Origin of the sequence: Streptomyces olivochromogenes (genome assembly GCF_001514115.1) — a bacterium.
In the GTDB taxonomy this organism is placed as follows: domain Bacteria; phylum Actinomycetota; class Actinomycetes; order Streptomycetales; family Streptomycetaceae; genus Streptomyces; species Streptomyces olivochromogenes.
Genome location: NZ_KQ948477.1, coordinates 73140 through 93646, shown reverse-complemented (window position 1 = coordinate 93646; position 20507 = coordinate 73140). Strand labels below are relative to the sequence as shown.

22 protein-coding genes are annotated in these 20507 nt (G+C 69.0%); 5 read left to right on the top strand and 17 right to left on the bottom strand.

The genetic code is table 11. The features are described from left to right. Positions 1-69 precede the first annotated feature (69 nt). From AQJ27_RS44010 to AQJ27_RS43995, 4 genes are all read right to left on the bottom strand, one after another. Positions 70-276, bottom strand: a complete 207-nt coding sequence (locus AQJ27_RS44010; RefSeq protein ID WP_159064553.1) for a phage terminase small subunit — start codon at positions 274-276, stop codon at positions 70-72. Positions 277-804: 528 nt separating this feature from the next. Continuing rightward, on the bottom strand, positions 805-2118 hold the full coding sequence (locus tag AQJ27_RS44005; RefSeq protein WP_067382373.1) for a replication-associated recombination protein A: 1314 nt from the start codon (positions 2116-2118) through the stop codon (positions 805-807). Between the two features lie 100 nt (positions 2119-2218). After that, positions 2219-2587, bottom strand: a complete 369-nt coding sequence (locus AQJ27_RS44000) for an MmcQ/YjbR family DNA-binding protein (protein WP_067382370.1) — start codon at positions 2585-2587, stop codon at positions 2219-2221. Continuing rightward, a complete protein-coding gene (locus AQJ27_RS43995) occupies positions 2584-2979 on the bottom strand; it encodes an MmcQ/YjbR family DNA-binding protein (RefSeq protein ID WP_067382365.1) in 396 nt (131 codons plus the stop codon). The genes AQJ27_RS44000 and AQJ27_RS43995 overlap by 4 nt, the downstream gene beginning before the upstream one ends. A 237-nt stretch (positions 2980-3216) precedes the next feature. Here AQJ27_RS43995 and AQJ27_RS43990 point away from each other — a divergent pair, with 237 nt between their 5' ends. Further along, positions 3217-4062, top strand: a complete 846-nt coding sequence (locus AQJ27_RS43990) for a helix-turn-helix domain-containing protein (protein WP_096240411.1) — start codon at positions 3217-3219, stop codon at positions 4060-4062. Positions 4063-4088: 26 nt separating this feature from the next. Here AQJ27_RS43990 and AQJ27_RS43985 read toward each other — a convergent pair whose 3' ends face one another. Together AQJ27_RS43985 and AQJ27_RS43980 are read right to left on the bottom strand one after the other, a co-directional pair. Beyond that, positions 4089-4538 (bottom strand): cyclophilin-like fold protein, encoded by a 450-nt coding sequence (locus AQJ27_RS43985; RefSeq protein ID WP_159064552.1) that lies wholly within the window; start codon positions 4536-4538, stop codon positions 4089-4091. Positions 4539-4696: 158 nt separating this feature from the next. Next, positions 4697-5689 (bottom strand): aldo/keto reductase, encoded by a 993-nt coding sequence (locus tag AQJ27_RS43980; protein ID WP_067382359.1) that lies wholly within the window; start codon positions 5687-5689, stop codon positions 4697-4699. A 124-nt stretch (positions 5690-5813) separates the two neighbouring features. Between AQJ27_RS43980 and AQJ27_RS43975 the strand changes: the two genes are divergently transcribed. Further along, positions 5814-6434, top strand: coding sequence for a TetR/AcrR family transcriptional regulator (locus AQJ27_RS43975; RefSeq protein ID WP_067382356.1), 621 nt, complete (start codon positions 5814-5816; stop codon positions 6432-6434). Positions 6435-6518: 84 nt separating this feature from the next. On the opposite strand, the gene AQJ27_RS43970 is transcribed toward AQJ27_RS43975, so the two are convergent. From AQJ27_RS43970 to AQJ27_RS43945, 6 genes are all read right to left on the bottom strand, one after another. Further along, positions 6519-7541 (bottom strand): alcohol dehydrogenase catalytic domain-containing protein, encoded by a 1023-nt coding sequence (locus tag AQJ27_RS43970; RefSeq protein ID WP_067382353.1) that lies wholly within the window; start codon positions 7539-7541, stop codon positions 6519-6521. Between the two features lie 73 nt (positions 7542-7614). Further along, a complete protein-coding gene (locus tag AQJ27_RS43965; protein ID WP_067382350.1) occupies positions 7615-9051 on the bottom strand; it encodes a carboxylesterase family protein in 1437 nt (478 codons plus the stop codon). Positions 9052-9415: 364 nt separating this feature from the next. Continuing rightward, positions 9416-10081, bottom strand: a complete 666-nt coding sequence (locus tag AQJ27_RS43960) for a TniQ family protein (protein WP_067382347.1) — start codon at positions 10079-10081, stop codon at positions 9416-9418. Continuing rightward, the gene (locus AQJ27_RS43955; RefSeq protein ID WP_079065725.1) at positions 10078-11130 is read right to left on the bottom strand and encodes a TniB family NTP-binding protein; all 1053 of its coding nucleotides are present in this window, start codon (positions 11128-11130) and stop codon (positions 10078-10080) included. The genes AQJ27_RS43960 and AQJ27_RS43955 overlap by 4 nt, the downstream gene beginning before the upstream one ends. Next, complete coding sequence (locus AQJ27_RS43950) at positions 11127-13019, bottom strand: Mu transposase C-terminal domain-containing protein (protein WP_067382344.1); 1893 nt, start codon at positions 13017-13019, stop codon at positions 11127-11129. The genes AQJ27_RS43955 and AQJ27_RS43950 overlap by 4 nt, the downstream gene beginning before the upstream one ends. After that, entirely contained in the window at positions 13016-13774 is a 759-nt protein-coding gene (locus AQJ27_RS43945; protein ID WP_067382341.1) for a TnsA-like heteromeric transposase endonuclease subunit, read from the bottom strand. Before AQJ27_RS43945 ends, AQJ27_RS43950 begins: the two co-directional genes overlap by 4 nt. A 215-nt stretch (positions 13775-13989) precedes the next feature. On the opposite strand from AQJ27_RS43945, the gene AQJ27_RS43940 reads away from it, so the two are divergent. From AQJ27_RS43940 to AQJ27_RS43930, 3 genes are all read left to right on the top strand, one after another. Beyond that, positions 13990-14343: an SPDY domain-containing protein gene (locus tag AQJ27_RS43940; protein WP_067382338.1), complete on the top strand. Its 354-nt coding sequence runs from the start codon at positions 13990-13992 to the stop codon at positions 14341-14343. Positions 14344-14443: 100 nt separating this feature from the next. Then, entirely contained in the window at positions 14444-14734 is a 291-nt protein-coding gene (locus AQJ27_RS43935; RefSeq protein ID WP_067382334.1) for a hypothetical protein, read from the top strand. A 15-nt stretch (positions 14735-14749) separates the two neighbouring features. Continuing rightward, complete coding sequence (locus AQJ27_RS43930) at positions 14750-15568, top strand: SPDY domain-containing protein (protein ID WP_067382331.1); 819 nt, start codon at positions 14750-14752, stop codon at positions 15566-15568. 616 nt (positions 15569-16184) lie between these two features. Here the strand turns inward: AQJ27_RS43930 and AQJ27_RS43925 are convergent. From AQJ27_RS43925 to AQJ27_RS43905, 5 genes are all read right to left on the bottom strand, one after another. After that, positions 16185-16880 (bottom strand): hypothetical protein, encoded by a 696-nt coding sequence (locus tag AQJ27_RS43925; RefSeq protein WP_067382328.1) that lies wholly within the window; start codon positions 16878-16880, stop codon positions 16185-16187. 79 nt (positions 16881-16959) lie between these two features. Next, complete coding sequence (locus AQJ27_RS43920; RefSeq protein WP_096240399.1) at positions 16960-17448, bottom strand: hypothetical protein; 489 nt, start codon at positions 17446-17448, stop codon at positions 16960-16962. A 410-nt stretch (positions 17449-17858) separates the two neighbouring features. Beyond that, positions 17859-19601 carry a relaxase/mobilization nuclease domain-containing protein gene (locus AQJ27_RS43915; RefSeq protein WP_096240397.1) on the bottom strand — a complete coding sequence of 581 codons (1743 nt, stop codon included), beginning with the start codon at positions 19599-19601 and terminating at the stop codon, positions 17859-17861. Further along, positions 19598-20224 (bottom strand): plasmid mobilization protein, encoded by a 627-nt coding sequence (locus AQJ27_RS59440; RefSeq protein WP_235613868.1) that lies wholly within the window; start codon positions 20222-20224, stop codon positions 19598-19600. The genes AQJ27_RS43915 and AQJ27_RS59440 overlap by 4 nt, the downstream gene beginning before the upstream one ends. Beyond that, entirely contained in the window at positions 20221-20457 is a 237-nt protein-coding gene (locus tag AQJ27_RS43905) for a hypothetical protein (protein WP_079065724.1), read from the bottom strand. Before AQJ27_RS43905 ends, AQJ27_RS59440 begins: the two co-directional genes overlap by 4 nt. Positions 20458-20507: the final 50 nt, after the last annotated feature.

The following is a 20507-nucleotide window of genomic DNA, read 5'->3' as shown; positions in this document are numbered from 1 at the left end:
GCACTAGCAATCTGGGACATTTTTCTCAGGCATCACGGCTAGAGTACGTAACGCTCCACCTAATGCCCCCTAATCGGGGGCTTTTTTCATGCCCAAAATAGGCCCCAGCTGCGCTTTGTAGTCGGCGATACCAAGCACCGCGGCAGACTGCTCATCGGGCTCGGTTTCATGCAGTTCGATGCGCATACGACGCCGGTCACCTTCGGCGACGAAGAGCCGCTCGAAGATGCTGCTATCCGGGAAACGGACACTGACCGCTACAACGGGACCGTCCATGGCGTACACCCAGCCCGGGTGATGTCCTGTATAGCCACGATGCTTTCCTCCAGTGACGGGGCGGACAGAACCGACCCTTGTCACTCGAAAGAGTGAGTCCGTTGAACTGCGAATCTCAGCACGACGCCATAAGTGACGCTGATATGCAGACGGCGCTCAGAATATGGCGCGGTTTTGAGGACCTACACCAGCGCAGCGAACGCGGGCGGAATGGATCACTGTTCTCGTCACCCGAATAGGTGATGCTCCGACCTGCGGGTCTCACGGCGGCAGCATAAGTGCCGCCACCGTGCAGTTCTCGTTGAGATTATGCAGCGGGTTTTGAGACCCTACAATTGGATGACAAAAGACAAGTTTGTCCTTCGACAGCGAAGTTAGCCGTGCGCAGCGCGCTGACCTGCGTCGACTGGATTGGATGTCAACACAGCGGGCGATAGCGTGGAACATCGTGTCGGAGGGGGACGCTGGATGCGGATTGTGCGCGACATCTGCCGTGTGCACACTCTGTCCGCTGCCCACGCGTCCGCGTCAGCCGCTGCGTCGGCGAGCGCGGAGGGCGGCCCAGTGGCGTAGCCGTTCGCTGATCTGGGCTTCGTAGCCGTTGCGGGTGGGCTGGTAGTAGGTCTCGTGGTCCATGTCGTCGGGGAAGTAGTCGGCTCCGGAGAAGCCGTCTGTGGTGTCGGGGTCGTACTGGTAGTCCTTGCCGTAGCCGAGGTTCTTCATCAGCCGGGTCGGGGCGTTGAGGATGTGGGCGGGCGGCATGAGTGAGCCGGTGCGGCGGGCGGCGCGGTGGGCCGCGTCAAGGGCGCGGTAGACGGCGATGGACTTGGGGGCCGTGGCGTGGTAGACGACCGCTTGGGCGATCGCCAACTCGCCCTCGGGGGAGCCGAGTCGCTCGTACACGTCCCAGGCGGCGAGGGCCTGCTGGATGGCGTGCGGGTCGGCGATGCCGATGTCTTCGTTCGCGAAGCGGACCAGGCGGCGGGCCACGAACAGGGGGTCCTCGCCGCCGTCGAGCATGCGGGCGAGCCAGTACAGGGCCGCGTCCGGGTCGGAGCCGCGCATCGACTTGTGGAGCGCGGAGATCAGGTTGTAGTGGCCTTCCTGCGCCTTGTCGTACAGCGGGGCGCGCTGCTGGATGTGGTGGGCGAGCGCGGCGGTGTCCAGGGGGGTGCCGGGGTCCGGGAGGGCCTGGAGCTGTTCGGCGATGTTGAGGAGGTAGCGTCCGTCGCCGTCGGCCATGGCGATCAGGGCGCGGCGAGCGTCGTCGGCCAGGGGCAGCCGGTGGCCGGTGAGGCCCTCGGCACGGTCGAGGAGTGTGGACAGGGCGGCTTCGTCGAGGCGTTTGAGGACGAGGACCTGGGTGCGGGAGAGGAGGGCGCCGTTGAGTTCGAAGCTGGGGTTCTCGGTGGTGGCGCCGACCAGGGTGATCGTGCCGTCCTCGACGTAGGGCAGGAAGCTGTCCTGCTGGGCGCGGTTGAAGCGGTGGATCTCGTCGACGAATAGCAGGGTGCCCTGGCCGATGGTGCGCCGGCTTCGTGCGGCGGCGAAGACCTTGCGCAGGTCGGCCACGCCGGTGAAGGTGGCCGACACCGGTTCGAAGGCCAGGTTGCTGCCGTCCGCGAGCAGGCGGGCGATGGTCGTCTTCCCCACGCCGGGCGGACCCCACAGGATGGCGGAGCCGAGGCGCTGCGACGCGACCATGCGACCCAGCGGGGCGTCCGGGGCCAGGAGGTGGTCCTGCCCGACGACCTCATCCAGCTGGGTGGGGCGCAGGCGGTCGGCGAGTGGCCTGGCAGGCTCCTCGTCGAAGAGCGGCAGGGTCGCTTCGGTCGGTTCCATCGGTCTCTTCGATCGCAGGCAAAGGTGTGCGGGCGTGGCGAGCCTTGCACGGGGCACTGACAGACGTGGGCTCAGCGGCTCGTGGGCGCACTTGCGGTGCTCATCGGCTACGGGGGCGGTCGCGCCTGGGCAGCCGCTCGACGGCCAGGTCGTAGGAGTCCTCGACTGCGTTGGTGACCAGCCGCTTGGTGATGCCGGGGCCCGGTCCGAGCGAGATCCAGTGGCGTTTGTCGAGGTAGCGGCCCGGTGTGATCGAGACGTAGCCGCGTACTTGCGCGCGGGCGTGTTCGGGTTCGCACTTGACCGTGATGATCTGGTCGTCCGGGTCGTCGGTGACGATCAGGAACACCTTGCCCGCGATCTTGTACACGTCCAGGTGCTGGGTGAACGGGTAGCCGTGGTCCGTCCCGGGCAGCGCGAGGGCCGCCTGGCGGGCGATGTCCTGGAGCCGGTCACCGGCCGCGCTCACCGGGCCGCCCGCGTGCCGGTTCCGTAGGTGTGCGGGTCGACGGGCTGCTGGGCCTTGGGCAGGCGGGCGACGACGAGCCGGTAGGAGTCGGCGACGAGCTCCCTGACGAGCTCCTTGTCGACGCCTTCTCCGCTCTCCAGGGTGATCCAGTGGTTCTTGTTCATGTGGTAGCCGGGGGTGATGTGGCTGTATTGCTCCCGCAGGGCGTGGGCCTCGCCGGGGTCCGCCTTGAGGATCACGACGGGCCGCCCCGGGACTTCGGTCATCAGCATGAACACCTTGCCTCGTGCCTTGTAGACCTCCCAGTCGGGACCGAAGGGATGCTCCAGCTGCGCTCCGGGCAGTTCCTCCGCGCAGTCGGTGGCGGTCTTGTGCAGGGTCGATGCGTTCATGGGCAGTGGGCCTTCTCAGGTGGTGACGGATTGCGGCATCGAAGGAGGTAGGAGGCGCGCCGCGCGGGCGCGGTGGCACGTTCCATCCTTCCGCCGAAACCGACCGGAAGGGCGGTAGGCTGCGGACACGTGATGGTCGACAAGCGACACTCCGACGCGAGCGGAACCGCGACCGGTCCTGCCGCGGTTCGGCTGTACGGTTTCCAGCCCCCGGTCGGTACTCCCTACGGCCTTGAGGTGAGTACCGTCGAGGATTTCTTCGCCCAGCACGACGACTGGCCATGGAACCCGCCCCGTCCCGGCCGCGCCACCTTCCACTACCTCATCGCGGTCACCGAGGGTGAGCTGCGGCACGACGTCGACTACGTCACGCGGACCGTCGCCCCCGGCCAGTGGCTGTGGGTGCGTCCCGGGCACGCGCAGTGCTGGCATCCGCCCGGCGCGGCCCGCGGCCCGTTCATCCTGTTCGAACCGGACGTACTGCGGCCCGACCTCGCGCGTCTCCTGGCCCCGCTCACCGCGCACGAGGCCCCTGCCGTGCTCAGCCCGCACCCCGACGACACCGCCTGGCTCCAGCAGACGGCACTCCAGCTCCTGGACGAACACCGCGCCCTGGGGCGCCGCCCCCTCGACATCCACCACGCCCTGCGGCGCAGCCTGCTCGAATCGCTGCTGCTGCGCCTGGCCAACTCCCCGGGCATCACCCCCACCGGCACGGCCACCGCCGGCACCGGCCGCGCCGACAGGTACGGGCGCTTCCTGGACGCCCTGGAGCTGCACTTCCGTGAGCTGCACCAAGCAGCGGACTACGCCGAGTTGCTCGGCTGCTCGGTCCGCACCCTCAGCCGCGCCGCCCGGGACGCCACCGGCAAGGGAGTACGTGAACTCATCGACGAGCGGCGCCTCCTGGAAGCCCGGCGCCTGCTGGGAGGTGCCCGGTGGGATGCCCGGACGGTGGCCGTCCACCTCGGCTTCACCGACCCCGCGAACTTCGGCCGCTTCTTCCGCGACCGCACCGGTCTCACCCCGGCCGCCTTCGCGGCCGGCGAGACCCCGACCCTCCCCACACCTCCCCTGGGTTGACGATCTCGGTGGTTTCCGGCCGGGTCTCAGTCGATAGCCTCGATGGTGACGTCGACCGCGCCGTCGTACTTCTTGAGGGCATCGGCCCCCGAGTCGATGGTGCCGAGGATGACGATGCCGGGGTCGGGGATGGACTGGCCGTCGTGGGCATAGAAGATGGCGATGTCGGGACCGGGTGACCAGTAGGCGATGTCGCCGACCTCGTAGCTGAACCGCGGTTCGCCTCCCTCAGCGAGAGACCGGGGCAGGCGACCGTACTTCTCGCGCTTGAACAGGTCGTCCGTCTGCAGCGTCAGCGGAAGCAGCGAGGCGAAGTCGCGTGCCGTCGCGTTGTCGGCGAGGGTTGCGCTGAGGACGGTTTCTCCGGCGGTCAGTCGGATTCTCATAGGAGTTCCGCTCTCCGGGGTGTAGTAGGAGTGATCGTCGGCGGCCGACACGGACGCCGCGTTCATCGGGTACGCGCTTCGGTTCGGCACGGACCGCGTGAAGGCAACTTCGACGTCACCGCAGTGACAAGTCTGTTGACTTACCACACTCGGCCGCCGGGCCGGTTGACGACGATGACCCGCACGTCACCTGTGCGGCGTCGCCGGCTCCCGTCGACCGGCCCGTGCGGGCCGCGCGGAGGGGCGGTTCAGTCGGTGGTGAAGCTGGACAGCATCGCGGCCGGGAGGCGGCTGCCTGCCGATCCGTGGGGAAGGATCTCAGTGATGCGGGCCAGATCGGTGGCGGAGAGCTGGACGTCGGTGGCGCCGGCGTTCTCCTCGAGGCGCTTGGTGCTGCGGGTGCCGGGAATGGGCGCGACGTCCTCGCCCTGGGCGAGCAGCCAGGCCAGCGCGAGCTGGGCGGTAGTGATGCCCTTGGTGTCGGCCAGACTCTTGAGCTGTTCGGTGGCGTGCAGGTTGTACGTGTAGTTCTCGCCCTGCCAACGCTCGTCCCAGCTGCGCATGTCGTCCGCGGGGTACTCGCTCGCGGGCTTGACCTGGCCGGTGAGGAAGCCGCGACCGAGCGGGGAGTAGGGCACCAGGCCGACGCCGAGTTCCCGCAGGACGGGAAGGATCTTCTCCTCGACCTCCCGCTCGAAGAGCGAGTACTCGTACTGGAGTACGGAGACCGGGGTGACGGCGTGGGCGCGGCGGATGTACTGGGGGCCGACGTTGCTCAGGCCGAAGTACTTCACCTTGCCTTCGGTGATCAGTTCGCCGACCACGCCGGCGACCTCCTCGACCGGAACGTCGGGGTCGGAGATGTGCTGGTAGAAGAGGTCGAGGTGGTCGCTCTGCAGGTAGCGCAGGCTGTTCTCGGCGACCTTGCGGATGTTTTCCGGGCGGCTGTTGTAGCCGGGGCTGTGCAGCGGGGCGGTCATGTCGAAGCCGAACTTGGTGGCGAGGACCACCTCGTCGCGGAAGTCTTTGACCGCCTTGCCCAGGAGGATCTCGTTGCTGCCGGTACCGGCGCCGTACAGCTCGGCGGTGTCGAAGAAGTCGATCCCGAGTTCGTGGGCGCGGCGGATGGTCGCGAGGCCCTCGTCGTCGTTCGAGGCGCCGTAGGCCATGGACATGCCCATGGTCCCCAGGCCGAGCGCCGAGACGCGCAGGCCCTGAGAGCCCAGATTGCGGTGCTGCATGAGTTCACTCCCTCAGTGGTTCGCCGGTTTCACCCGCAGAGGTCAAACCGAACTGTTCCGTTTGACCCTACGCGCCGATCACCCAAATGCCAAACCAAACAGTTCGGTGCTCTATCCTGGGCGCATGTCCCAGTCCCGCGACTCCGGCCAGACCGCAGCTCCCGCCGCCCCCGGCGACACCACGCGCGAGCGCATCCTTGCCGCCGCCATGGACGAGTTCGCCCGCCACGGCATCGCCGGCGCCCGCGTGGACCGCATCGCCAAACTCGCCAGGACCAGCAAAGAACGCGTCTACGCCTACTTCCGCAGCAAAGACGCGCTCTACGCCGACGTCTCTGCACAGGAGCACGCCGTCATCACCGAGGCCACCCAGCTGGACCCCTCCGACCTCCCTGGCTATGCGGGCCGCCTGTTCGATTACTTCGTCGCCCGTCCGGACCACTTCCGTCTGATCACCTGGGGTCGCCTCGAACTGCCGGGCACCACAACCGCTGCCGAAGAGCACGCCCAGGCATTGCTCGCCCACAAAATCGACCAGCTCCGCCAGGCGCAGCAGGCCGGACAGCTCGACCCCGCCTGGGACCCGGCCGACGTCCTCGCCCTGGTCAACCAGATCGCCACGACCTGGGCGTCACAGCCCGAGCACAGCAAGGCCGCCGCCGCACACGCCGTGGACCCCACCGCCGCCGCCCGCCGCGCCGCAGTGGTGACCGCTGTCGAGCGGCTTTTCCCTCGAGCACGCTGAGGTCGCCCGGACCGGCGGCAGCCTGCTCGAACATTCCCCAAACGGCGCCGACCGCCCTTGCCGCACAAGTCGAGGGATCCGGGCTCAGTCGTCCAGGACGACGACGTGCTTGCCCAGTGTGGTGCCGGACTCGACGTCGGCCTGGGCGTCACGGACCTGTTCCAGGCCGTGGTAGACCTTCGCGACCGGGACGTTGAGGCGTCCTGCGGCGATGGCCTGGAGCTGGTGAGCGAAGACGTCGGCCGGGAGGTCGGCTGCCTGACCGCCATAGGACGTCAGCCGCACCCCGCCCGGGATCATGAACGGGCTGAAATCGGGGATCGTCCACTGGCCCGCCAGGGCTCCGGTGAAGCAGACCGTGCCGTGGCGGCGGACGGTGCTGAGGGTGTCGGCGAGGACCGAGCAGCCCACCAGTTCCAGTGCGGCGTCCACGCCGTCCGGCAGCAGCGCGCGCACCTGGTCGGCGAGAGTGCCGTCGTCGACAAGGGGATGGTCAATGCCCACGGCCGTGAGTTCCCCGGCCCGGCCGGGGCTGCGGGTGGTGGACAGCACGGTGGCTCCGAGGTCCTTCGCGATCGTGGCCGCGCTCAGCCCGACTGTGGAGGTGCCGCCGCGGATCAGCAGCGTCTGCCCGGCCTTGAGGTCCAGGCCGGTGGTCAGCGATCCGTAGGCGGTCTGGAACATCTCCGGCAGCGCACCGACGACCTCCCACGGCAGACTGGTCTCGAACGGGATGACCTGCGCCGCCGGGACGGTCACGTATTCGGCGTACGCGCCGTCGTACGAACGGCCCATGCCACCCATCATCGTGGCCACCTGCTGTCCTGGCCGCAGCCCGCTGTTCTCGTCGGCCTCGTCGACCACGCCGACGCCCTCGATGCCGGGTACACGCGGGTAGGTGACCTCGGCGTCTGACTCGCCCTTGCGGGTGGTGACTTCGGACTCGTTGACGCCGAACGCCTTCACTCTGATCCGCACCCAGCCGGGCTTACGGACGGGCACCGGCACATCCTGGATCTCCAGTGCGTCCAGGCCGCCCGGCCGGGTGACGACAACGGCCCGCATCGTCGCCGGTACGGAATCGCCGGCTGCTGTCCCTTGGCTCATACCCAGCTCCTTTACCGTGTTCGTCCCCTGGTAGCTCTGTGCTGTTCCGCATGCCCGTATTCCCCGATGGCCGTCAGGGACGGTCGATGCCCTCCCACAGGTCGAGGGCCGCCTGATAGTGGGCGCTCGCCTCGAAGGGAGGGTTGCCGACCCTTTCCGAGGTCGGACGGTCCGTGACGGCGGGCCACAGCCGGGACTGCTCGCCGGTGACGAAGTCGAGCAGGATGTCGCGGATACGCGTGTCACGCTCGGCCTGCTCGGCACTGCGGCCCGGCTGTTCCTGGCCGACCAGGGCGTACATCTCGGTGCCGTGCACGGCGGGCGCGCCCTCGGCGGGCCCGATCACCAGGAGATGGGCGTTGCCGCCCGCGGCGGCGTGGGCCAGGGCACCGCGGGCGGCGGGAAGCGCGAAGAGGTAGTCCGCCATGAGCGCGGCGCGAACCTCGGCCGGGGTACGGCCGCCCTGGTCGTAGGCATGGACGATCTTCCTGGCGCGGGAGCGGGAAATGCGCCACCCCGCGACCTCGTCGGTGACGCGGTCGAGCGTGTGCGGGTCGAACCGGTCGAGGTCGTTCGCCACCCACCAGCCCATGTCGTCGCTGGCCATGCTCAGCAGCACGTCGACACCGCGGTGCGCGCCCGAGGCCAGGACATCCATGGGGTGGGCGTGCACCACCGCGCCGGGCTGTCCGATGTCCAGGACGACGCCGGTGGCCTGGTTGTCCACCCCGCCACGGACTCCGAGATCCGTCGGGGCGACCTTCTTCAGGGCGGCCACCAAGGAGGCCGTGTCGAGGTCGATCAGCTTGTCGGGGTTGTCTGCGACACCGAGTTCCGTGACGAACCTGTGCGCGAGCTCCTCGGCCCACCAGGCCGGGATGGAGCGGGCTGGCCCGCCGGAGAACCCGGCCAGGCGCCGGTACAGGCCGTTGGCGGAGGAGGCACTGAGCAGCCCGAAGGTGGTATAGGCGCCGCCGCTGTGGCCGTAGACGGTGACCTGGTCGGGATCGCCGCCGAAGTGGGCGATGTTCCGCTGGATCCAGGTGAGCGCGGCGATGACGTCCTGCAGGAAGAGGTTGCTGGCCTCGGCGAGCCGCCCGCCGTACTGCGAGAGGGAGAGCGCGCCCAGGGCGCCGAGCCGGTAGTTGACCGACACGCCCACCACTCGCCCCGTCGCGGCGAGGCCAGCGGCGTTCGAGGTGATCTGCGTGTTCGCGCCGTACTCGAATCCGCCGCCGTGGATGTACACGGCCACCGGCAGCGCCTCCCTGGCCGGCTGCTCGGGAGCCCACACGTTCAGGTTCAGGCAGTCCTCGCCCATCCCGCTGTCCGCTTCGAGCCAGTCACCGCTGTCGGGCTGGACGGAGACGACGCCCTTGCGGTCATAGGGGAGGTCCGGATCGAAATCCGCGACCACGGGGCGGCGGTACCGCTCGGCGGTGGCGTACGGGATCCCCCACCAGGACCGTACCCCTGGTGCAGTCGGAGCCTTGGGTGTGGTGGCGGCCATGACATGTCCTTCCGGCGCGGTTCGGGTGATGTGGGAGGGTGCGTCAGCGGCTGATTGCTCGCCGTAGCGCCCTCCCATCCTTCCCCGGGATCTGACAAATCGCCCCGCGGATAGCGGTCACGCGATGGTCGCCAGGTGACATTTTGGCGCTCCTCCTCTTCGTCATCCATGGCCCCTGCGTCCCTGCCGCCCCGGACGCCGCTCCGCTGCACCTCCGCCGGTGGCCCTTCCGAGTCGCCGGACCACGCCTGCGCGCTTGCCTCCCGGAGCGTCGCCGCTCCGTGCAAGCTCGGTGGCGTCGCTGTCTACGACGGCCGTGACCTATGCATGCGGCTCTGGCATGGGGCCTCGTACTTCACCGCTGTCAGGGAGAGGCGGCTGGGGCCCCTGTCTGCGCCTCTGGGTTCCCTACGCGTGCTGACGCCGTTCGGAGTCGCGTGTATCTGATGTAGTGCCGAATGCTGTGGTAGGTGACCAAGTAGTCGTGGTGGTCCATGAGGTCTGTCCAGATCTGCCTACCGTTGAGCCCTCTGCTGATCATGCTCTCGATCAGGTCGGCGAGTCCGCCTGTGATGAGGTCGCCCAGTTGACCCGACTCGGTGGCGGTCAGGCGTGGGATCTCCAGGGCGAAGCGGATGTCCGAGCAACGGAGGTTGTGGCGCTTTGCGAGCGTGCGGATCTGCGTCCCCTTGAGGGCCTCTTGGACGATGCGGTTAGCCAGGTCCTGGCGCCTGGCGAAGGGATTCCTGCTGGGGAGGCGTCGGCGTGGTCTGTTTGTGCCGCCCAGGGAGTGGGCATCGGCGAGAGCCCGTTCGAGTGCTTCGGGCGAGTGGCCGGCGGTGGTGGCGAGGTGTTCGAGGAGCGGCCTGCCGAACCACTGCGGTGGGCCGCAGAGATAGCAGTGCAGGAAGCTGGGCTGGAGATGGTTGGCGCGGGCCAGGCGCCGGATGTAGGAGTTGGTGGATTCTCCGAGGCAGGGGCGGAGCCGGACCGGCAGCGGCGCGAACCGGGGCGGCAGTTCGCTGTTCATCGGGACATAGCGGTCTTCGTGGCCATCGACGCCGTCGTGTGGGCGGTGTGGTCGAGCGGAATGGCCTGGAGGCTCTTCTTGGTGATCTTCTCGGTGCCGGTGAGGATGGCGTCGAGGGCGGCTCCGCGGACGGCGTGGGAGAGGGATCCGATCATGCCGCCGGTGTGGTTGTGCAGGAAGCGGTCCAGGTCGGTGAGAGCGCCGGAGCGGTGTTCGTGCAGCCGCAGGGTGTCTTCCATGGCGGCGACCAGGCCCTTCCATTCACTGTTGTAGGGGAAGGGGCGGGAGGGGATCAGGGTGAAGCGGCCCGCGATCTGCGCGCCGCGTGTCCCGGACAGCATCCCGGATTCGTCGATGTCGATGCCGGCATAGACGAAGGTGGCAGCCAGTCGCTCGGAGAAGTACTTGAGGGTGTCGGCGACTTCGGCGCCGTGGCGGCTGGTCAGTGAGATGTTGTGGAGTTCGTCGACCAGCACCAGAGCGGTGCGGGTATCGGTGCAGACACCGACGACAGCCTCGATGATGTCCGTCATGTTCGAGCGGGCCCGCACCGGCAGGCCCAGGAAGCGTGCGAACTCGGTCGCGATCATGCGGGCGGTCGCGGCGGGCGGGACGGTGACGTAGACGACCGGAATCCGGTGTGTGGCATGAGGGTGCCGGGCCCGGTCCAGTAGTTCATGGGAGAGCCCCAACTGCGTGATGGCGATGGTCTTTCCGGTTCCCGCCGGGCCGGAAACGATCAAGCCGCGGCGGGCGCTGATCGCGTGCCGGTTCAGCAGCACCAGACGACGGCCGCAGATCGCCGTCCGCTCGACGAACGAGGTGGCGACGGTGAGCATCCGAGCGTGATGGTCAAGGCGGGACTCGTCATAGAGATCCCGCTTGGCTGGGTTCATCTGCTGCCAGGCACTGCGCGACGCCAAGACCGGGGGAGTGGGTGGGCCGTCGATGAACCTGCGCCATCCGGTCAGAGTGTTCAGCTGCCGGTCGGCCTCGGTGTCGGTCTCTTGCAGCACGGTGTGTCGGGCCACCGGTTTGGAGATGGTCACGTGCGCCTCCAAGGATCGGCCAGCGGGTCAAACAGGCCCAGCGGGATGACCTCTGCCGGCGCGGAGTCCGCCGGGTCCTCGTCCATGGGCTCGCTCTCGGCCGGTGGGTCAGGGATCTCCCGGCTCGGGGCGGTCGCTCGGGTGCGGGCTGCGACCCGGCGATCCTTCTTCGATCGTTTGGTCGGAGGGCGGTCCTCGTCGGCAGGGCCGTTGTGGGCGCGCTTGAGCAGGGCTGCTGCCGCTTCCGCGATCTGGATTTCGCTGTCGTTCGGAACCTGCTGGCGGGCGTGGTCCCAGGCCATCTCGCCGAACGGGACGCCGACGCGGTGCAGGTGCCGCCAGAACACGGTGATCCACCGGTCGCTCTCACCGCGGCGGTCGCGTACCCAGATCCGGGAGACGTCGTAGGGGTCGTAGTGGATCTCCCACAAGCCCTTCTTCTCCGCGACCCCGGAGTGCTGACGGCGCAGCGGGTTCAACTCCGGGCTGTCGTAGGTGCGATGTTTGATCCGGATGCCGTAGGCGTTGATCGTGTGCCACCGCTCCGGCAGCAACTCGACATAGTCCTCACCGCTCAACGGGGCCGGAACGTAGCCGCACGACTCCAGTAGCATCGCGTACTTCTCGTTCGGCGAGAACGCCCGCTTCGGCGTGCTGGGATCGCGCAGCGCGTCGTGCGGCCGGTTCTGCCAGACCGTGACGACCCACTCGTCCAGCAGGTCCTGCAGTTCGGGCAAGGACCACAACGGCCCGTTTTCCACATGCCGGCCACGGCGCTCCACCGAGCGGCCGGTGTACCCCGCGACGAACTGCGCGAACAGCGTCGCCACCGATCCCAGCGTCTTCTCGATCACGCCCTTCTCGAAGGGTGACGCCTTGTGCGTCGGCTGCAGCGAGACGCCCAAGAAGCGGCAGGAGGCACGGAAGTTGTGTGAGATAAACACTTTGCCGTGATCGCAGACGATCGTCTCTGGAACGATCACCGGACGCGCCGCCGCCTGCTCCAGCCGCTCGTCCAGGGCCAGCAGCCGCCGGTGCGGAAGCACCGACCGGGACATCCGCAGCGCCTGTGGCCAGCCCGGCCGCATCGTCTCCGGTGTGATGCTGCGGGCCAGGAGGGCGGAGGCGTCGGCCGCCTTCGTCGTCGGACGCAGCACTGCCGCCGTGATCGACCTGGACGCGATGTCGACCAGCGCGGTCAACTCGACCTTCTCCGCGATGCCGTCATCCAGCCGTACCAAAACGTCCAACGGAGTGGAGTCGATCTGCATCAGCTCGCCCGGCGCGACAGCCGGGACCTCCCCGAACGGACCGGCCGGACGCGCCTGCAACGAACGGCGTGTCCTCGCCGAACCGGTCGCGTGCGTGCCCAGCGCCAACTTGTCGAACAGCCGATAAAGCGTGCGCTCCGTAGGCAGTTCGATGCCGTCGGCATCCTCGCGGGACGCCAGGATCTCCTTCGTCCGCCAGATGGTGAAACGGACCGTCCTCGATGAGGCATCGGTCGTCTCGGCGATCGCCTGCCTCATTGCCTCGACCACCAACGGGGAGATCTGGCCGAAGTCCGGCAGCTTCTTGGCCGACCGGCCGTCCGCCAGCCCCACCAGCCCGTCGCGCTGATAACGCTGGCGCCGCTGCTTGATTCCACTGGCCGTCATCCGATGGCCCGCCGCTGTCAGCTCGGCGGCCTTGGCTCGCTCCCGCTCGGCCAGGCAACGTTGCCGAGGGTCGAACTCCGGTCGCGGCACTGCCCCGTGGGGAGCATCCGGCGGCAATCCGTGCAGCACCTCCAGGATGTGTCCTTCCCACCAACGGGCCTGTTCAGCAGCCTTCTTAGGGAACTCCGCGATCCGCGCAGTCGGCGGGACCCGACGCTCCTCGCTCGTCATCCGGTACTCCCGCCGGCCCGGTGCACGACCGTGCGCGGACCGAGCAGTTCGATGTCCATCTGCTCGGCCGACAACTCGTGCTTCCACAAGAGGTGGAACAACACAGGCAGCGTCTCGAGCCGGTCGCCAGCCGCATCAGCCCCAGCCATCAGCGGCCCCGGCTGAGAAAAGACCTCCAGCAGCCGAGCTGCGACCGGCTCCCGCCGGCAGCGCGGGTGCCGGTAGCGCGACAGCCACCGGACATTCGCCAGTAGCACTGCCTCCGGCGTCCCCACCCGCTCGAACCACCACCCAACTTCCGCGCATGCCCTGCGCGTCAATTCGAACGCTTCGGTATCCCGCGGAGCGATCCAGTCGTCGGCACGGACATCGACGACCACCGCCGAGCCATCGACCCGACGCACGAAGAAGTCCGGGGCATGCCGACGCTCACGTTCCCCGTCGTGCCAGTGCAGCCAGAACGGCTGGGACGCCATCCCCACCACAGCTGGATCGAAGTCCATGAGCACCAGCCGGTCCCGCTCCAACCACGACTCGAAACCGACGTGCTGCCCTGTAGTCGCCGCCCAGTACCACCCGGGGAAATTGCGTCCACCCCACGACCACCGAAACGGCCGGACAGGCACCGCGTCTTCGAACCTGGCCGTCGCGCAGTCCAGCAACGGACGACGCCGCTTACTCCCGCGCTTGTCGTCCACACGGCACGACACCTCGACGTACGGGGCAGTGCTCTCCACCCCTGTCGATACCGACATTCGACACCCCCAGCGTGATCACCCCTCCGACTAGATTCACTGTCAGAAAAGCCCAAACGACTGAGTTCGCTGTCAAACGCCTCGATTGGATGACAAAGGACAGCAGTTCGCCGGGGGCAGACAGGAAAGAGCGTGGAAAGACTGGCCAACGCGGGCGAGGGCATGTCAACGTAGACGACCTTGCAAGAAATCCCAGGTCAGAGAGGTGATTGCCTGTGATCGTAGCTCCCGCCGGCCCTGGTTTCTCCACCACCGTAGGAGCCCTGCGGCTGCGCGAGTGGCAGCTCGGCCCTGGCCAGCCCACGCTCGTCACGGACCAGTTCTCCGCAGAGGACTTCCACCTCATCGTGGATGACCGCGCGGACGTGCACGTCAGCTCGAAGGACGGCCGCTTCTACCTCGGCTGGTTCCCGAATGGCCGCCCCGGTACCGACGGCGAGGGGTGGACGATCGCCGTCACCGGCACGGCGAGGGTGCCGGGCTACCACCTGTCATTCGACACCGAGACGCCGGCCGACATCGTCGCCGCCGCCGTGGCACGCGTGTTGGAGACCTCGCGCCGCATATGACGGTGCAGGTCCCCGGCAGTCCCACCCGGTGGGCTGGCTTACGGCTGGCCCCCGGCCCGTTCCTTCGCTCCCGTTACCCCCTCACCCCAGGAGGCTGTTCGTGACGTCCCCGGAGATGACCGTCGGCGATCTCATCGATCTGCTGTCCGCCTGCGACCAGAGTGCTCCGGTCCGCCAGGCCATGAACCCCTTCTTCCCGATGGCACACCGCTTGGCGCAGGTCGTGCAGTCCGTGGACGAGACCGGCCGGACCGTCGTCTATCTCGCCGAAGGACGGGATGAGGACGCACAGCTCGGCCACCTCCCGCCCGAGGTCGCCGTCGACCTGACCTGGCAGGGCCCCGTCCAGGCACCCCCACGCCGCCCCCGCCGCCGTGCCGGCGGTAACTAGACCCGCATCGAGCCCTTGGAGGCGCCCCTGTACCCCGACTTCCCGCTCGACCCGTCCACTCCGCGTGGCGGCCAGCCCGCGTTCTGGGTTGGCCCTCGCTATTTGGCCGGCGACGATGGGCGCCTGTACGACGCCGTCGCCGACACGCTCTCCGGCCTGGGCTGGACGAGCCTGACAATCGTTCGCGGACGGCATGAGCCGGACGAGGTGCCGGAGGACCGCCAGGTCCTGCGCAGCACCGTCCTGCACATCAGCCCCGACGCCCTCCGCTGGGCGCAGTGGAGTCTGGCGGACGAGCCGTTCCACTTGGGCGACCTGCCGATCGCCTGGCACATCTCGGCCCGAGCGGACACGAGCAGTCCGCTCGCGTCGTGGTCGTCCTACTTCACCACCGATGTCCCCGGCGAGGCCGTGACTGACTTCCTCGTCGCGCTCGACGCCCGGGGCGAGCCCACCGTGCCGCTCGCGGGCCCCGAGCTGGTCCTCGACGCCGTCGCCGCACACGGATGGCTCCGCGACATCGACCAACCCCACGCGGCAGCGACGGACCCGACGTTCACCTCGCACATCAGCCTCGGCGAGGTGCCGCCTCTCATCCAGGACGCCGACCCGCGAGCCCTGACGGCCGAGGCCGATGAGGCGGGGCCGGCTGGATGGCAGGCGTGGGCGGAGCCCGCGCTCGGCGCACCCTGCCTGTGGGCAGCCTCCTTCGGTTCCAGCGTCCCGCACGACCTCGTGTCCGCCTTCGCCGCCTCCCTCAGCTCGACGGCACCGGTCCTGCGCCGGGTGACGCCCCTGGCCACACGGGAGCGACTGCTGCGGGCGCCGGCCTAGCGATCGACGGCGTCCTTCAACCCGACAGAAGAAGCCCGGTCCCGAACGGAGGCCGGGCTTCTGGCATTCCGTCAGTGGCTTGGACGACCCATCGAGTCGAGGGAGGGCGACCCGGGCGGCAGGCGCAAGGTGTCGCCCCTGACAGGCTCCGAGGCAGGGAAGTGGGGTGAAGTGGGGCCAGCTCGGGCAAGCGGTGGGGATTTCTCATGTGGTATTGCCAGCGCCTCAAGTGGCGAAAGGTGGCCAAGCTTTGGCGAAGTGGTGCCGCTCAACATGTGGTATTCACAGGCCCATTGAAGTTGGGGCAAGGTGGCCAAGGTATGGCGTAGCGATGCCACGTTCCAGTGCGGCTGAATAGCCACATGCCTCGAACCGAAGAGAAGCAGCAGCAACCAGCCCTTGAACTCCGCCTCGGTGGAGTGCACATCGTCGTCCAACGCATCTCGCCCTGGCTGGTGGCGGTCGTCATCACAACCCTCGTCACGACGACGGGGAGTTCAATCGCCGCATGGATCACATCCCATTGAGAACCTGCCGAACCGTGGAGCGGAGCGAGCCGCACAGCACTGCTGCCCCCGACCATCTTGATCGGGGGCAGCAGCACGTCGGGCGTCGGTCAGCTGGCTGCCGTGGCCTTGACGAGGGCCTTGTCCAGGTGGCGGTCCACGAGGGCCGGGGAGCCAGAGACGATCAGCAGCAGATTGCCGTCGCGGATCGCGGTCTGCTTGACCACGGTGTTCCGCCCTCCCGTGGAGAACGTCAGGAGCTGGCTCCACTGCTCATCACCGAGGTCGTGGGGTGTGGGCAGCTTCTGCGAGGCCACGTCGACCGGGGAGCCGCCCGCGACGACCTGATAGTTCGGGCAGCCGGTCATCGCGTCGAAGATCCGGGCGACACCGTCGGACAGCTTCTTCGCGCTGTCGCTGTACAGCTCCTCGGAGATCTCCGAGGAGCTGCCGCCGTAGGTGAAGTCCGCCTTCGCCTTGTGCGGGAAGGCGAGCGTCCCGCCGGTCGCCGCGTCGCCGCCCAGCTCGCTCAGGGCCGGGCAGCCGATGACCGTGACGTCGTCGTGCTGGGCCGGACGCTCCGGCTTACGCAGGTAGCCGCTGCCGAGGTCGCTCTGGTCGAGCAGGCCGGACTTGAGCGCGGCCGAGGAGGGCACGGCCGGCTTCTGGACGGCGTCGGCCGACTTTCCCGTCCGGGTGGAGGAGGGGGCCTGGCGCTTGGCCCCGGGGGTGTCGATGGAGCAGGCGGGCAGGAAGAGGAGGGCGGCGGTGATGCTGAGGGCGGTGGTGGCGACGCGAACGCGCATGACGGAACTGACCCCTTGGTACTAGGCGACGGGTGGTCAGTGCGGGCCCGAGGGCCCGGTGGGGTCGTAGGAGTGGTGGTCAGTGCCCGAGGTGGCGCAGGCAGTCCTCGAACGTGGCGTGCGTCGCGTCCGCGGGTCCACTGTTGCGGTTGTACCAGGCGGTGTCGAGGCGGGTTTCCAGCTGCTGGTGGCCTGCCCGGCAGCGCAGCCAGATCTCACCGCGGGTGGAGAGGACCAGCCAGTCCCGGTACGCGCCGCACTCGGCGCAGGCGACCATCTCGCCGTCGAGGACGAGGGGCTGCTTCCACGGCATCATCTTGCCGTCGACCTGGTCGTGGCTCGGCACGCGCAGCTCCGGCGGAAGGAAGTCGTCCACGACGGCGGCCGGCTCGGCGGGCTCCGGCTCAGCCGCTGGCACTCCAAAGCCCGGCGGGATCTGGCCCTGCAGCCGCGCATGCAGCTCGGCGAACTGCCTCTGAGCTTCGCTCGGCTCCTTGGCCCGGCGGCGTATCCGGTGAAACACCCTGGCGTCCTCCTCTACCTCGTCGCCTCGTCCTGCGCGTTTCATGATCGTGCCCTAGGCCCCCGGCGGTTTCAATTCACAAAGTTCACAGTCACCTTTGGCCAGGTCATCAGGGGTGCTCCGGCTTCTCGGTTACCCAGATGACGAGTTGGCCACGGTGCGTGTCTCCGTGCGGCGAGGTGCCGTTGCCACGGTGTGCCCGATCACTCGTCGTCGTCTTCCTCGACGGCTCGACTTCGCCGTTATGCGGTCTGTCAACCTGTTCCAGCGGGGGAGTGTCTCAAGGCGGCGCTGCTGTCTGGCCGCGCGACGGGGGCGTGGACCAGGCAGCAACGGGTGGGTTGTCAGGGGCGGGTGGCGACGATGGCCTCGGTGCGTACGACTTCGTCGAAGACACCGTCGGGGTTGAACTCGGCGAGGGCCTGCCGCAGGCCGCGTAGCGGCACCCGGCCGGCCTAACGGGTCTTGGGCGATGCCTGCTCCCCGTTGCGCCGCCTATCGGGCGCGGAGGGCCTGGACGTCGAGCGGCGCGGTGTGGAACGGCGCCCTGCGGTGTTGGTCTCGGGCAGGTGGGACGCGTCGGCGGGCAGGTCGGCTGTTCGCCGCATCCGCCACACGAGCACGTCGCTGACGGAGTCCGCGGTGTCGAGTTCGCGTCGTTCCGCAACGTCGGACAGGAGGACGGCCGGGTCGCAGCCGGCGGCTTCGGCCTCCGCGATAGTCGCGGCCAAGGCGTACCAGCCGGGCTCGGCGAGGATCTGCTCGGCCAGCTCCGGCAGCGTCTCCCGCAGCAGTGCGGTCTGCCGCTGGAGCATCGGTCGGCTCAGGCGCCGGCCTCGCTGGTAGAGCACGCCGAGGGGCTGGGCGGAGGCGGCCTGGTAGGCGGTGCGCAGGTGCTCGGCGGCCCGGGTGGCGGCTTCGGCCTGCTGGGCGTGTCCCTTTCTGGCGTGCCAGTGCGCGGCGGCAGTGATGAGGAAGAACAGCATGTCGATGGCCATCGCGGTGGTGGCGCCGTCCTCCCCGCGGCCGAGGGCCGGGCCGCCGTGGACGAGGTCGCGGGCGGCCTGCCGCAGCGCCCGATCGTGCCCCCGTACGGCGCGAACATGGGAGCGCGAGGCCCGCTCGAAAGCCGTGGCGGCGTCGCGTAGTTCGCGGCGGGTGTGGGCGGCGGACGTCTTCGCGAGGGCGTCCAGGACCTCCCCGGCTGCGGCGATGTGGCCGGCGGCAACCGCGTCCTCGCCGTGCTCGATGACGAGCACGGCCTGCCACACGGCTGACGCCGTCCCGCGGCGTGCGGCGGCCGGACTGCCCGGCCCTGTACGGATCGCTTGCTCTTGCTGGGAAGGAGGACCGTCCTGGGCGTCGGCGGACCACCGCTCCCGGATGCGGGGCAGCGACAGGTCGGGGGCCAGGCGCGCGCCGGGGTAGAACACCGGCTCGCCGTTCTTGTTCAGGTCGTCGGGCAGGGCGACCTTGTATCCGAGGAGGTCGCCGGAAGGTGCGGCGCGCTTGCGGATCAGGAGGCCGGCGGCGGCGAGACGGTCGAAGAACTCCTCGTCGCTCCTCGCACCGGTGACCGCCCGCCGTACCGCTTCGCGTAGTTCCTCGCGGGCGGTGCGCTCGCGGCCCTGGCGCTCGGCCTTGTGGCGTTCGGCGCTGGTGGGCCGCTGTGCGGCGGTGCCGTCGCCAGGTGCGACCTGGTGGAGGCCGAGTTCCTTCTCGATGAGCCGGGCTTCGGCCTGGGCGCGGGCGCCGGAGCGGAAGTCGTCGGGGCGGTGGCCGTCCTCGGTGACGAGGGTGGCGACGATGTGGATGTGGTCGTCGGCGTGGCGTACGGCGGCCCAGCGGCAGCCGGACTGTCCGCCGCCGGGGTCGATTCCGGTGGCGGCGACGATCCGGCGGGCGATGTCGGCCCACTCCTCGTCGGACAGGATCCGGTCGCCGGGGTCGGCGCGGACGGAGGTGTGCCATACGTGCTTGGCCGGGCGGGCGTGCTTGGCGAGGGCCATCACGGGTTGGTCCAGGAGCTGCTGGAGGTCTTTGAGGGTGGCGTTCGGGTCGCGGCCGGGGTCGGGGGCCATGCCGTCGAAGGAGGCGACGAGGTGGGGGTCGGTGTGGTCCTCGTACTTGCCGGTCTCGTAGAGGTAGTAGAGGAGACCTCTGGTGTCCGACCCGGACGGGTTGACGCTGGGGATCATGAGCCGTGGTGCTCGATCAGCCGTGTTGCGGCTTCGTGCGCGGTGTCGGCGGCCCGCCGTACGGCGGCGACGGCTGCTTCAAGCTGGGGAGCGTCTGCACCGGAGTTGAGTGCCTTGACTGCCTGGTTGAGGTTGCTGCCGGCCCAGCCGAGCCGACGCCGGCTGTCGAACAGGGCTGTGATCACTTCGCGTTCGTCGGCGATCTCGGCGCTGGTGCGGTCGAGGTCGCGTGCGGCGGCGAGCGCGGAGCGGGCGAGGAATCCGGCGACGGAAAGATTGCATCGGGCGGCGGCGGACTTGATCAGGGCGAACTCATCATCGTTGAAGCGTGTGTTGGGCTGGTGCAGGCGCTTGTTCTCGGGTGACTGGCGCGGGCGCTGGCGGGCGCGAGGAGCGCGCTGTCGGCGGGCGCGCGGCTCAGTCTGCTTCTCCTCCTGCCCCGGCTTCGATCCGCCCCCGGTCGAAGCCTGAAGGACCTGCGCCCCCCGGTGCAGGTCCTCTCCCGCCCCCTCGCGGGCGGGTTTGACGGAAGCTACGCTTCCGCCCCAACTTGCTCGCCCCGAGACCGAGTTGGAGTCGGGATCAGGTTCCGGGGTGGGGCCGTTCTGGGCGGGGTTCGTCATCGTGTTTCGGACCTCGTGGAGCGGGTGTGGTTCTGGATGGTCGCGGCCAGCGCGAGGACGTCGGCCGGTCCCAGAAGAAGGCGGACGGGGCCGGCGGGGTGGTCCAGGACGAGCCACTGGCCGGTCGGCATGCGGACGGCGGCGTGCAGGAGTCGTCGGCGGACCAGAACGTCCGCCCAGGCGCTGGCCTCGGCGGATGTGGGCTCGGATGAGCGAGGGGGACGCGGAATCACGGCGTGTCTCCTGGAGCGGGGCGGTGGCCCGGCACAGAGCCGGGCCACCC

Bases quoted from the DNA above. Each gene is read 5' to 3' on its own strand.
- AQJ27_RS44010 (WP_159064553.1), bottom strand. From the start codon at position 276: ATGGACGGTCCCGTTGTAGCGGTCAGTGTCCGTTTCCCGGATAGCAGC.
- AQJ27_RS44005 (WP_067382373.1), bottom strand. From the start codon at position 2,118: ATGGAACCGACCGAAGCGACCCTGCCGCTCTTCGACGAGGAGCCTGCC.
- AQJ27_RS43995 (WP_067382365.1), bottom strand. From the start codon at position 2,979: ATGAACGCATCGACCCTGCACAAGACCGCCACCGACTGCGCGGAGGAA.
- AQJ27_RS43980 (WP_067382359.1), bottom strand. From the start codon at position 5,689: ATGCAGCACCGCAATCTGGGCTCTCAGGGCCTGCGCGTCTCGGCGCTC.
- AQJ27_RS43975 (WP_067382356.1), top strand. From the start codon at position 5,814: ATGTCCCAGTCCCGCGACTCCGGCCAGACCGCAGCTCCCGCCGCCCCC.
- AQJ27_RS43970 (WP_067382353.1), bottom strand. From the start codon at position 7,541: ATGAGCCAAGGGACAGCAGCCGGCGATTCCGTACCGGCGACGATGCGG.
- AQJ27_RS43965 (WP_067382350.1), bottom strand. From the start codon at position 9,051: ATGGCCGCCACCACACCCAAGGCTCCGACTGCACCAGGGGTACGGTCC.
- AQJ27_RS43960 (WP_067382347.1), bottom strand. From the start codon at position 10,081: ATGAACAGCGAACTGCCGCCCCGGTTCGCGCCGCTGCCGGTCCGGCTC.
- AQJ27_RS43950 (WP_067382344.1), bottom strand. From the start codon at position 13,019: ATGACGAGCGAGGAGCGTCGGGTCCCGCCGACTGCGCGGATCGCGGAG.
- AQJ27_RS43945 (WP_067382341.1), bottom strand. From the start codon at position 13,774: ATGTCGGTATCGACAGGGGTGGAGAGCACTGCCCCGTACGTCGAGGTG.
- AQJ27_RS43925 (WP_067382328.1), bottom strand. From the start codon at position 16,880: ATGCGCGTTCGCGTCGCCACCACCGCCCTCAGCATCACCGCCGCCCTC.
- AQJ27_RS43920 (WP_096240399.1), bottom strand. From the start codon at position 17,448: ATGAAACGCGCAGGACGAGGCGACGAGGTAGAGGAGGACGCCAGGGTG.
- AQJ27_RS43915 (WP_096240397.1), bottom strand. From the start codon at position 19,601: ATGATCCCCAGCGTCAACCCGTCCGGGTCGGACACCAGAGGTCTCCTC.
- AQJ27_RS59440 (WP_235613868.1), bottom strand. From the start codon at position 20,224: ATGACGAACCCCGCCCAGAACGGCCCCACCCCGGAACCTGATCCCGAC.